Annotated in this window: 11 protein-coding genes; 5 read left to right on the plus strand and 6 right to left on the minus strand. The window is 33.0% G+C overall.

Translation table 11 applies throughout. The features are described 5' to 3' along the window. Positions 1–15 precede the first annotated feature (15 nt). Positions 16–1,323: an adenosylhomocysteinase gene (ahcY, locus tag N4A45_03450; GenBank protein MCT4664274.1), complete on the minus strand. Its 1,308-nt coding sequence runs from the start codon at positions 1,321–1,323 to the stop codon at positions 16–18. A 32-nt stretch (positions 1,324–1,355) separates the two neighbouring features. On the opposite strand from ahcY, the gene N4A45_03455 reads away from it, so the two are divergent. After that, complete coding sequence (locus N4A45_03455) at positions 1,356–1,997, plus strand: 4'-phosphopantetheinyl transferase superfamily protein (protein ID MCT4664275.1); 642 nt, start codon at positions 1,356–1,358, stop codon at positions 1,995–1,997. Continuing rightward, the gene (locus N4A45_03460; protein MCT4664276.1) at positions 1,994–2,698 is read left to right on the plus strand and encodes a geranylgeranylglyceryl phosphate synthase family protein; all 705 of its coding nucleotides are present in this window, start codon (positions 1,994–1,996) and stop codon (positions 2,696–2,698) included. The genes N4A45_03455 and N4A45_03460 overlap by 4 nt, the downstream gene beginning before the upstream one ends. Positions 2,699–2,701: 3 nt before the next feature. Here the strand turns inward: N4A45_03460 and N4A45_03465 are convergent, their stop codons facing one another. Further along, positions 2,702–4,279 (minus strand): hypothetical protein, encoded by a 1,578-nt coding sequence (locus tag N4A45_03465; GenBank protein MCT4664277.1) that lies wholly within the window; start codon positions 4,277–4,279, stop codon positions 2,702–2,704. Between the two features lie 135 nt (positions 4,280–4,414). Between N4A45_03465 and N4A45_03470 the strand changes: the two genes are divergently transcribed. Further along, entirely contained in the window at positions 4,415–5,563 is a 1,149-nt protein-coding gene (locus tag N4A45_03470) for a 5-(carboxyamino)imidazole ribonucleotide synthase (GenBank protein ID MCT4664278.1), read from the plus strand. A 1-nt stretch (position 5,564) separates the two neighbouring features. Next, complete coding sequence (gene purE, locus N4A45_03475; GenBank protein ID MCT4664279.1) at positions 5,565–6,065, plus strand: 5-(carboxyamino)imidazole ribonucleotide mutase; 501 nt, start codon at positions 5,565–5,567, stop codon at positions 6,063–6,065. A gap of 90 nt (positions 6,066–6,155) precedes the next feature. Here purE and N4A45_03480 read toward each other — a convergent pair whose 3' ends face one another. Together N4A45_03480 and N4A45_03485 are read right to left on the minus strand one after the other, a co-directional pair. Further along, complete coding sequence (locus N4A45_03480; GenBank protein ID MCT4664280.1) at positions 6,156–7,268, minus strand: OmpA family protein; 1,113 nt, start codon at positions 7,266–7,268, stop codon at positions 6,156–6,158. 249 nt (positions 7,269–7,517) lie between these two features. Beyond that, entirely contained in the window at positions 7,518–8,315 is a 798-nt protein-coding gene (locus N4A45_03485) for a mechanosensitive ion channel (GenBank protein MCT4664281.1), read from the minus strand. 271 nt (positions 8,316–8,586) lie between these two features. On the opposite strand from N4A45_03485, the gene N4A45_03490 reads away from it, so the two are divergent. Further along, the gene (locus tag N4A45_03490; protein ID MCT4664282.1) at positions 8,587–10,131 is read left to right on the plus strand and encodes a fibronectin type III domain-containing protein; all 1,545 of its coding nucleotides are present in this window, start codon (positions 8,587–8,589) and stop codon (positions 10,129–10,131) included. 37 nt (positions 10,132–10,168) lie between these two features. Here N4A45_03490 and N4A45_03495 read toward each other — a convergent pair whose 3' ends face one another. Together N4A45_03495 and N4A45_03500 are read right to left on the minus strand one after the other, a co-directional pair. Continuing rightward, positions 10,169–11,695 carry a sensor histidine kinase gene (locus N4A45_03495; protein ID MCT4664283.1) on the minus strand — a complete coding sequence of 509 codons (1,527 nt, stop codon included), beginning with the start codon at positions 11,693–11,695 and terminating at the stop codon, positions 10,169–10,171. Between the two features lie 271 nt (positions 11,696–11,966). Further along, positions 11,967–12,662 (minus strand): response regulator transcription factor, encoded by a 696-nt coding sequence (locus N4A45_03500; protein MCT4664284.1) that lies wholly within the window; start codon positions 12,660–12,662, stop codon positions 11,967–11,969. Positions 12,663–12,703: the final 41 nt, after the last annotated feature.

The following is a 12,703-nucleotide window of genomic DNA, read 5'->3' on the forward strand; positions in this document are numbered from 1 at the left end:
AATTTTACCATTAAATTAGTAACGGTAGTATTCTGGCTTATATGGTCCTTCTACTGTTACCCCTATGTATTTTGCTTGCTCCGTAGTGAGCTCTTCAAGTTCTACTCCTATTTTTGCAAGGTGTAGTCTTGCCACTTTTTCATCTAAGTGCTTAGGAAGCATATACACTTTGTTTTCATAACGATCTGTATAGTTCCATAATTCTATTTGAGCCAAAGTTTGGTTTGTAAACGAGTTACTCATTACAAAACTTGGGTGTCCTGTTGCACATCCTAAGTTCACCAATCTTCCTTCTGCCAAAACGATGATGTCTTTTCCGTCAAGCGTATATTTATCTACTTGTGGTTTGATTTCAATTTTTGAAGCTCCATGATTGTTATTCAACCAAGCCATATCGATTTCATTATCGAAATGCCCGATATTACAAACAATGGCTTTATCTTTCATTGCCTCGAAGTGCTTTCCTTCTACAATATTGAAGTTTCCTGTAGTGGTAATTACAATATCCATTTTACCTACTACATTATCCAATTTTTTCACTTCAAAACCGTCCATAGCAGCTTGCAATGCACAAATTGGATCTATTTCTGTAACCGTTACAATGGCTCCAGCACCACGGAAAGAAGCGGCAGTTCCTTTTCCAACATCTCCGTAACCACAAACAGCTACTCTTTTCCCTGCCAACATAATATCTGTAGCTCTACGAATAGCATCTACTGCTGATTCTCTACATCCATATTTATTGTCAAACTTAGATTTTGTTACACTGTCGTTAATATTGATTGCTGGGATTGGCAATGTTCCATTGTTCATTCTTTCGTAAAGACGATGAACTCCAGTCGTTGTTTCTTCAGAAAGTCCCTTGATATCTTTTACAAGCTCTGGAAAACGATCAAGAACCATATTAGTAAGATCTCCTCCATCATCAAGAATCATATTCAATGGTTTCCCATCTTCAAAAGCATGAAGTGTTTGTTCAATACACCAATCAAACTCTTCTTCGTTCATTCCTTTCCAAGCATAAACTGGAATACCGGCTGCGGCAATAGCGGCTGCGGCATGATCTTGAGTAGAGAAAATATTACAAGAAGACCAAGTTACATCAGCTCCAAGAGCTACAAGTGTTTCGATAAGAACGGCGGTTTGAATAGTCATGTGAAGACAACCAGCAATACGAGCTCCTTTAAGCGGTTGCTCTGTTTTATATTCCTCACGTAATGACATAAGCCCTGGCATTTCTGCTTCTGCCAATTCTATTTCTCTTCTTCCCCATTCGGCAAGAGATATATCTTTTACTTTGTATCTTTGAGTTTCCGTTTTCATAAAATGAATTGTTTATATCCTAAATAGTTGAGGTGCAAAGTTACAAAAAGAATATATCGGTTGAGACATTTTTAATCAAAGACATTTTTATTTATGTTTTTAACACACAGGACTGTATAGAACAGTGTGATTTTACATGGGTTCTAGATAAGTACAAAGATGAATTAAGCAAGTGGAAAAAAAGAAAAAATTTAGATGAATTTGTGGCAGTTCGTTGGTTTCATCACGACTATTTAGGAATCAAAGATAAAATTGCTATTTCTGACACAAAAGAACCCTACTGCCAAGGTATTCCATCCATGTCTATCTCTCATTCTAAAGGTAAAATTGCCTTAGCTTATTCTCCAAAGGATAAAATAGGAATAGACATTGAAAAAACCACAAATTCAGTAGAGTATGTGAAAAGTAAGATTCTTTTTCCTTCAGAATTTTGCTTAGAAGAAACGCTAATCGAACCTGATATTAGAGAAAAATATTTTATGAGAATATGGACTGCAAAAGAAGCAAGTTACAAAGCTTCGGATTCCAATAAATTCTCCTTTAAAGGCTATGAAACTCTTGATCTGTTATCAAATAAAGCAGAATGTTTGATTCACGAACACAAAGAGCGTTTTAAATTATTCTTTTTAAAGGAAGATTTATTTTACTTTTGTCTTGCAATAAAATCTGAATGATAGAATTCAAAAAAAATAAAAATGAGCTGGCTATTTTGCTAGATCCTGGAAAACTTCCATTGGAGGAGATTTTTTATATTATTGACTTAGGTGTAGAACACCATGTCGATTACTTCTTTGTTGGCGGAAGCCTAATGATGGAGAATAATATAGAAAAAATACTTCAATATATCCGCTCAAAATCTTCTATTCCTTGCATTCTTTATCCTGGAAGTAATTCTCAAATTCATCCAGATTTTGATGCTCTTCTTTTTATGAGCTTAGTATCTGGAAGAAACCCAGAATATCTGATTGGTCAGCAAGTTGTCTCAGCCCCCATTATAAAGAAAATGGGACTTCAAGCTATTTCAACTGCCTATATTCTCATAGCCGATTCTGCTTTGACTTCTGTAGCCTATATGAGTCAAACACAACCGATTCCTACTGCTAAATATGACATTGCTATTGCTACGGCAATGGCTTCAGAACTCCTTGGCTTCAGCACTTTATTCATTGATGGAGGGTCTGGAATTGAGCAGATTATTTCGGCCGAAACTTTATCAAAAATCAGCGGAGCAGTCTCATTACCCATCATCGTTGGAGGAGGCGTTTCTTCTCTAAACGAAGTTCAATCTCTTTGGGCATCAGGAGCGGATATTGTAGTGATCGGTAACGCCATAGAAGAAAACCCTGAATTGATCAAAACCTTATCTCAAAGGTAAAATCTACTCTACTTTCTTAAACGCTAGTATACAATAATGTTCATTTTCTAGTGCATAATAATGTTGCACTTTTGTTTGGTAATGTTTTTCGATATGCTTTTCGATATTCTTTGCTACACCACTTGCTACATCTTTAAGGATAAACAAACCATTTCCTTCTATAAAATAGTCAAAAGAATCAAACTTCTCATTGTTTAAAGGATTTTGAGCCATCCAACCAGAAAAAATAATTTTATTTTTAGGATAATCTCTAGATAAAAATAAAGGATGTGTAAATGCACTTTGAGAATGGTTTCCAAAAAGTATAAGTTTTTTACTTGGATTTTTTTCCAAATATTCTTTTTGAAATGCAAGGTTCCGATTTCTAATAAGAAAATTATCAGCGGTCCATTTTATTGCTTTCGCAAATTTATAGGAGAAAATTCCCATCATCAAGATAAACACGCCTTTAATCAAGTATCCTTTTTTTAGATGCTTCTGATGATCATTTAAAAAACCAATAAAAACTACAAGCATTAAAATAGGCAAAGCAAAAACTCTAAATTTTATTGTTTTAAACAAGCCAAGTATTATAAACATCCCTACGACCATAGAAAGAAAAACAAGTATCTTTTTATTTCTTTTTGGATTTACTATCAAGTATAGAACAATCAATACCAAGAATATCACCATAAAAATGGCTACACTTTTGTTGGTAAGTAACTGTTTTATCGAGCTAATTTTTTTAAAAAAACTAAGGTTCTCTATTTCTTCTTCAAATTCCTGTAAATACTCTAAAGTGATTATTTTTTCATCTATTAAAAATGAACGAAATAGAATCATTTCTGGCTCATTTTTGTTGTGCACCTGATAAATATTATAATTATCATGCAGCGAACCTCGAAGTTTGTTATACGTATAAAAATCGCTCCATTCTTGGCTTGCATGGCTTTGCTTATCAACAAAAATAACCATTGCTGTTATCATTATCAGCACAAACATTTCCAATATACCCTTCTTTCTGATATCAAAAAGAGCTTTATCACCTAGAACCACAAATGGAGTACTTAGTAACAGAATAAATAAAGAAACTTCATATCTAAGCATCGTGCTTAAAATGAGTAATAGTAAAGCATCCCACCGAATTTTTTTGAAATACAATAGGGAAACCACTGCGGTAATTGCTAAAACACCAGCAACTTGAGAAAACTGTAACCATATAAAGAATACCAAAAAAAATGGTATAATCAACAATACTGAAAAGAGCTTATGTTTCAATGAGTTTTCCCGCGAAATAATCAAAGTAATCAACCATGAAAACGCAATTAACTGCAAGGAGTATAACAATACAGAATACCATTCCACCGAAGGGAATGATTGATGAAGTAACTTCAAAAAACTCCCAATACCGATGTGAACAAATACCAAATGACTATCTGGATGACCATGATATACCCCCGATGATATAAGAGACATCAAAACATCATCCCCATCTTCATATCGAAAAGGTACTAATGCGTCTAATAAACACACTAAAATGATACTTAAGAGCAGTATCAATCCAAATTTTTTGTAATTATTTTTCAATTTTATTTTTTCCATTACAAGTATTTGTACAAAAATAGGTATTTGAACATAATTTCCTCTATTTCCTTCTTGCTTTAAAAAGAAAAATCGCACATTGATTAAGTAGATTTTCTTTTTCGATAAATCCCTATCTTTGCAAAAAAACAATTTATGTCCCAAGATTTTTATTCTCAAGACTATAAAATAGGTGTTTTAGGTGGTGGTCAATTAGGAAGAATGCTCTTTCAAGCATCACTAGATCTAGATATTCATTTATATTTTATAGACCCAAGTCCTGAGGCTCCTTGCTCTAGAGTTTCATCGCATTTTATGGTTGGAGATCTTCAAGATTTTGATCAAGTCTATCAGTTCGGAAAAGACAAGAAAATTGTTACTATAGAGATTGAACATGTAAATGTAGAAGCTCTTAAAAAACTAGAAAGCGAAGGTGTAAAAGTATTTCCACAGCCAGATTTAATAGCCCTTATTCAAGACAAAGGACTCCAAAAACAATTTTATGCCGAAAATGGAATTCCTACCGCTCCTTTTAAATTCCTAAAGAACAAGGAAGATTTACTTGAGCAATACGACGGAAAATCTTGGGTTCAAAAACTTAGAAAAGGGGGGTATGATGGACAAGGAGTAACCGTTTTACGTTCAGAAAAAGATCTCAAAAATGCTTTTGATGCTTCAAGTATTTTGGAAGAAATGGTAGATTTTGAAACAGAAATCTCTGTAATAGTTGCACAAAACGAACAGGGAGAAATTAAGAGTTTTCCTGTAGTGGATATGGAATTTTCTGAAGAAGCAAATTTGGTAGAGTTTCTTTTTTCTCCTGCCGAAATTGACTCTTCTATCCAAAAAAGAGCAGAAGAAATTGCTACTTCAGTAATCAAAAAACTAGGTTTAGTAGGGATTTTAGCTGTAGAAATGTTTGTAACAAAAAGCGGAGATATTTTGGTAAATGAAGTAGCGCCAAGACCACACAACTCAGGGCATCAAACAATAGAAGGAAACAAAATTTCTCAATACGAACAGCATTTAAGAGCAATTCTTAATCTTCCTCTGGGTGACACAAGTATTATTAAACCATCAGTGATGGTTAATCTTTTAGGGGAAAAAGGGCATCAAGGGAAAGTCTTTTACGAGGGTCTTGATGAAACGCTTAAAATGCCTGGAGTGAATGTTCATATCTATGGAAAAGAAGAAACAAAACCTTATAGAAAAATGGGACATATCACTGTTTTAGCTAATAAATTAGAAGAAGCTAAAAAAATTGCCCGTAGCTCAAAAGAATTACTAAAAGTAAAAACAAAATAGCATGAAACCACAAGTAGGAATTATTATGGGAAGTAAATCTGATCTCCCTGTAATGCAAGAAGCCATTGATATTTTAAAAGAATTAGGAGTGGCTGTAGAAATAAAAATTGTATCTGCACATAGAACGCCCGAGTGGATGTTTGAATATGCTTCATCTGCCCACGAAAGAGGTTTGAAGACTATTATTGCGGGTGCAGGTGGTGCCGCTCACTTACCCGGAATGGTTGCATCTCTTTCTCCTCTTCCTGTTATTGGAGTTCCTGTAAAATCAAGAAATTCTATTGATGGATGGGATTCTGTTCTTTCCATTCTTCAAATGCCAGGTGGTGTTCCCGTAGCTACTGTTGCTCTTGATGGAGCTAAGAATGCTGGAATTCTAGCTGCTCAAATTATAGCAACAGGGAATGAGGCTATTATGCAAAATATTATCACCTACAAAGAAGCTCTCAAAAGCAAAATAGACCTGCAGAATGAAGAGTTAGCTAAAGAACTTAATGGCTAGCTAACAGTATTTCGAACATAAAAAAACCGCTTTAAACTAATTACTAGTCTAAAGCGGTTTTTTTTACACTTAATCTAATCGTTTTACCGATTATTTTTTTCCTTGAGAAATGATTCTAAACTCAGTTCTACGGTTTTCTCTGTGCTCTCTTTCAGTACAAGAAACACCATTTGAACATCTGTTTTTCAATTGCTTTTCTCCGTATCCGTTAGCTACTAATCTTGAAGGGTTAATTCCTTTTTGGATTAAGTAGTTTACTACAGAACGTGCTCTTCTCTCAGAAAGATCTTGGTTGTAAGAATCCGAAGCTCTTGAATCTGTATGTGAAGCAATTTCTACTGATACGTTTTTCTTATCGTTTAAGATTGGCAATAGAAGTTCATCAATTTTCTTTTTAGCTTCTGGAAGAAGTTTAGCAGAGTTTAAATCATAGTTAATTGGTAGAAGGTTATACTGTGTAAGTTTACAGTCAACTTCTTCCCATTTAGTAAGACCACCTTTTGTCACCAAAACTTCTTTCTTTATAGTCGTATATTCAGCAGGTACCTCTATAGTTTCTGTCCATGCATCTTTTTCCAAAACAGTTTTCTTGATTGTTTTGTAAACAGCAGGTACATCGATAGTTTTTGTAGTAGTTGGTTGATCTACAACTTTTACTTTGTAAGTTTTTACAATCTTATCTACTGGCGTAGATGTTGTGTGAGCATCTTTATCAAGGTCTTTTGTAGCCACCTCTTTATTTTCTGCTGGATAGCTTTTATAACACCATGTTCTACAGTCATTAGGATCAGCTGAAGTACAATTTGGAATTTTTTCTCCCATTTCCCACTTAGAATATGCTGGAGCTGTTTCTACAGTAACTACATTATTCTTAAAAGTGGCTTTATGATATTTCAGTTTATTTGAAGCATCTTTTGCCGTATATTCCTTCTCTACATACTTGAATGTTGCAGGAACAATCTGTAATTTTTTATACCCATCCTTTACAACAACCTTTTCTGTTACAGTTTTGTACTTTGCTGGGTGAACAACTAATTTTTTATAAGCTGCCTTTGTCATTACCTTTTCCTCAACGTTTTTGTAAACATCAGGAGTAATACAACGCACATAGCATTTTCCTGGCTCTGGGTTAGATGGTAAATCTTGTGCCAATGCCATGTTGGTCATACTAAGAGCAGCAATACCTAATAATATTCTTTTCATGATTTTATTTTTTGTTTTATGATGCAAATAAAATAAAACTTTTTTTCTTACACAATTTTATTAGGTTATTTTCATTTTAAGTTCGATGAATGCTTTCATTCTTATGTTAAGAATATAAATCACTATGTTATATTATTACAAGTATTGAAAACATCCTTTGTTATACAATGTAGTGTCAACAAAAAAAGACCTAATCAACTTAATGATCAGGTCTTAGCGTATTTAATTTTGATAATATATTCCTATATATTATGCATTATTGTGTACGTGTACATCCATTTGCGGAAATGGGATCCCGATATTTTCTTTATCGAATTCTTTTTTGATTGCTTCGTGCATAAAAGCATAAACCGTCCAGTAATCTTCTGTTTTTGTCCATGGTCTTACAGAAAAATTCACCGAGCTATCAGCTAGTTCTGTTACCAAAATATCTACTGGTTTGTCCTTTAATATTTCTGGGCAAGAATCACACACTTTTTGAATCACTTGACGAGCTTTATCAATATCATCTGTGTATCCAATCCCGAAGGTCATAGGAACTTTTCTGATATCATTTGCCGTAAGATTTTCGATAGGACCACCTGTAACATTTCCGTTAGGAATAATAATAATTCTGTTATCAAGTGTGGTTAAAACAGTATTGAATATTTCAATTCTTTTTACGGTCCCTGAGTATCCTTGAGCTACAATAAAATCTCCTTCACGGTAAGGCTTAAAGATGAGAATCAAGATTCCTGATGCCAAGTGACTCAAGTTTCCTTGAAGTGCCATACCAACAGCGAAACCTACAGCTCCTAATACTGCAACAAAAGATGTGGTTTCTAGTCCAAACATAGCGGCAGCACTCAATAACACCAAAACTTTAATGGTAATAGCTGTCAAGGATTTTAGAAAAGGAATTAACGAAGGCTCGGCTTTTCTTTTTTCCAACACTTTTCCAACTAATTTGGCAATAAGGCTAGAAATCCAAAATCCTATAATAATCGTTAATATAGCTCCTAAAGCTTTTGGGGCATACTCCACTAGCATTGAAGTAATTTTATCCATGTAATCCATAATTTTTTGTGTTTTTAATTTTATTTTTTGTTTTCACGAAAGTAGTAAATTATTCCTAAACCTACTTGATATCGCTATAACTTTTAGACGATTAGTATATAACAAAGTTTAATTGGTACAAAAAAGGCTTTGAGTGGAGTTATTTATGCTATTCAATGAGCATCTTTATTCAGAACATATAAAGTGCTTTTCAGAACAAAGGGTATTTTCGGTAATAAGTACAAGAGCTTAAAGTATTTTTTTTGCTAAAAAGAAACTAATTATGACTACTTCGCAAAAATCGCTCTCTTGTTTCCTTTTGTCCCTGTTAACTATTTTTGTTTCCGTTGAAGCATTCAGTCAAATAGGAATAGGAACAACCACTCCGCATTCTTCCAGTGTATTAGACGTACATTCAACAAATAAAGGGTTTTTACTACCTAGAATCCGTCATCATAGTGATATCTCTAATCCCGCAGAAGGTTTAACTATTTACGACTTATCTGATAGATGCATTAATTATCATAATGGAACCGACTGGCAATCCTTCTGCTCTGATAATATCGCTCCAAATGCTATATTAGATTTAAGAGTAACGGATTCTACATCAACTTCTATTTCACTAGCATGGTCACCAGCATTTGATAATACTTCTACTGAAAAATACTTTATCTCTCAAGATGGGACAATTATTGACTCTGTTGATGCTCCTACAATTACATACGTTTCTACTGGATTGAATCCAAATACTTCCTATGAATTCCATATTCGTTCTATTGACCCCTTCCTTAACTTATCTAATGCTAGTAATATTATAAATCATAGAACAAAGAACATCATCCCACCTACTCAACAAGCAGTAAGTCACATCACAGCAAGCTCAGCTCGTGCAAACTGGACAATAGCTAACACTAGTAATGTTTCTAGTTTTGAGATCTATTTTAGCACATCGAACACTGCCCCTACTTTAAGCACCACTGCCACTATTGCATCCATACCAAATTCTTCTACTTATCGAAACATAACAGGCTTAACGGGATATACTAATTACTATATATGGATAAGATCTGAAAACAGTTCTGGAGATAAATCAGAATGGAGCGGAATGCAACCTGTAAGAACCAATATAAGAACACCTTACCAGAATGCCATCACGAATGTTTCGGCAAATCAATTTAGAGTAAATTGGAGCACTGTTAACCAAGCTTCAAGCTATGAAGTCTATAGGAGCTCCTCATCTTCGGCTCCTAGCTCTACAACCTCTCCAACCTACATCGTAAATGGAGGAAATTCCACTTATCGATATATTCCTTCATTAAGCAGCTACATCATTTATTATTCTTGGATTAGGTCTGTAGCAGCAGATGGAAGTAAATCATCATGGAGTAACAGAAGAAATGCCAGAACCTTGGACAATATCGCTCCAAGTGTTTCCAATTATTATATAACAGAACCCGCTGCTGACGCAAGTGATCATATTAGAAATATTTCTTGGAATGGCTTGACGGATCATGGAGGATCTGGTGTCAAAGAGTTTCGTTATGAAATATATAGTTATCCAAAAGCTGGTTGCTCTGGTTGTGCACCTGCTAATGCTATTAATGATGTAAATAGTGGGAATTACACTTATGGAAGTGGCTCGCAAATAAAAATAGGAACGACACCCATTTCACAAACTTATTCGTGGTCTTTCACAGCATATGGAACTCATTACTTCCCTGTTACCGGTCTTCCTGACAATGATGACTATGTTGCTTGGTATAAATTATGGGTAAAAGATCATGCTGGAAATGAAAGATATATTGGAAAAAGCCACCTAGCTTATTAATTTTCTTAAGTGAATTTCAGGATCTAAAAATATCTTTTCAATTTTTAGATCCTGATTTATTTAATGGTGCACTAATCGTTAATGACAAACCATTATTTGAGCTTATAATTTGAATATTTGCCTCTAACTGCTCTAAGGTAGAATTTATAACAACGCTCCCAAAGCCCCTACTTTTTTTGTTTAGACCAGGACCATTATCAATATAACTCATCACTAATTGATTATTTTCTTCATACTGCATTTTTAATGTCATAATTAAAGTTTTATTAGGGATTTGTGCATGTTTAATAGAATTCGTTATTAATTCATTATAAAGAAGTCCAATAGTAACCATTTTATCCAAAGAAAGCTCAAAAGATTCTTCAATTTCAATGTCTATTTTAGGACTTAATTGAAAGTGGTAACTAGAAATCATATATTTTACTAAATGAGACATATACTCATAAACATTAACCATTTCTTCTGAGGACGATTGATAAATTAAATCATGTCCTGCAGATATGCTGAAAATTTGATTTTTAATTGATTTAATCTCTGAATTTTCTTCATATTGGAGCTCCATAAGTCCAACAATAAGCTGTAAATTATTTTTAACTCTGTGGTGTAATTCCTTAAGTAGTATTTTTTCGCGTTTGATTGCCTTTTTTAACTTCCTATTAATCTCGTTTTTGACTTTATATAACCTATTTCCACGTTTAAGTAATAGAAACGCTGTTAGAGCTAATAGAAAAAAAATGGTAGAGCTAATGAATGCTAAGACATTATACCTCTTATTAACTTCAAGAGCTTTTTCTTTATTTGATAAAGCTAATTTTATCTTATCATTTTCATATTGTTCAGTGATTTGGACAATTTCCACTTTGTTTCTTCTCTTAATATTATTAATGGTATATTCATAGTACTGTTTATAATCTTTCAATGCTAATTCTGCTTTTTTTTGAGCTTCTAATATTCTTGAACGTGCAAGGAATAAAAATGTAAACTCATCTGTTCCACCATAGAAAAAGAAAGTATCAATTGCTGAATTTATATAGTAATACGCTGAATCTATTTTTCCATATTTCTTATGCCAATTACTTAAATGGGCAAGCATCACAGTAAGCCCCCTTTTATCCTTAGAGTGCTTTATATTTTCTAGAGACATCATTATTGAACTTTTAGATTTGAAAGGATTTTTCTTAAACTCAAGAAAAGATTTTACCATATAGCATTGACCAAGATTGTTATAATCTTTATAAATCTTCCCCCAATAAATTGCATTTTGTAATGCCTTTTCAGCTAAAACTGTATCATTTTGCACTCTATATAGAGAAGATTTTCTCAAGTAATAAAAAGGGTTTAATGAATAAAATTTTGTTTTCTCTATCTCCGCTTTTGAAGCATCTAACATTTCAAGGCTCTTATCAAACATTGAGAGTTTTTCATATAATAAAGAAGAGGTTATTAATGAAGAAATTCGAATGGAATCTGAGAGTTCGTATTGGTCTTCTAAAATATTCAACAGTATATCTAATGCTTTCTCATTGTAATTATTGGCATCTAGAATAACTGCTTTTTGATACATCAATGCCGTGCTATCGTAATTTGAAAATAGAATAAAACTATCTATTTCTTGAAGATTTCTATGCGTAAAAAAATCTCTTCCAAATGAAGGTTTTAGGTCTTTAGAAAAACCTATTTGAACAGGAATCAAACAGATGAAAAAACACCAAAATAAAGAAGAAACAATTAATAATTTGCAATTGCTCATTTTAAAAAATTAGAAATTATCTTTCGATGGCAATATTGGAATAATTCACAGTAAAATCTTATCATATATAATTGATATAAACACTTCATAGACTACCTAAAAGTTTTAAAGCATTCTTTTTTCGTGTAGTACCAATTGGTAATTCAGTACCATTTATAAATACTTTGGACGAATTATATTTTTCAACCTTTTTTGTATGGATTAAGTATTTTCTATGGATTTTGATAAAATCACTAGAGTGGATTAGTTGCTCAAGATTCTGAAGAGAATTTCGAACCAAAATTGGCGCATTCTTGTTTTCTAAATAAATATTTACATAAACATGATCAGCCTCAATAAAGAGAATTTTACGAATATCCAACCTTATAGTACTATATCCATCTTTAATAATTAGAACATCATCAGCATCTCTACTATTTAATGATATCATTTCTAGTGTAGTATATAATGTATCTTTATTTATTGGTTTTGTTAAAAAACCATTCGGATGTGTTGCCCTTGCACGCTCTATAGTTTCATCATCAAAATGAGAGGAAATAAAAACAAATGGAATATTCTCTTGTTTAACCAAAATTTTTGCTAAATCGATTCCCGAATTTTTCTCATTTAAATTAATATCCAGTAATGCAATGTCAATAGAGAATTCATTAATACATGCAATCGCTTGACTGAATGTCCTTGCTATTTTAATGTTCTCATAACCTTTTTGTATCAGATAATGAGCAAAAGCTTTGGCAATAATTACATCATCTTCTACAATTAAAATGCAACTGAGCTTCATGTACGATATTTATATTTGCATTAGTAGGGATTACAATATTA

The organism is Flavobacteriales bacterium (assembly GCA_025210805.1).
Classification (GTDB): Bacteria; Bacteroidota; Bacteroidia; order Flavobacteriales; family CAJXXR01; genus JAOAQX01.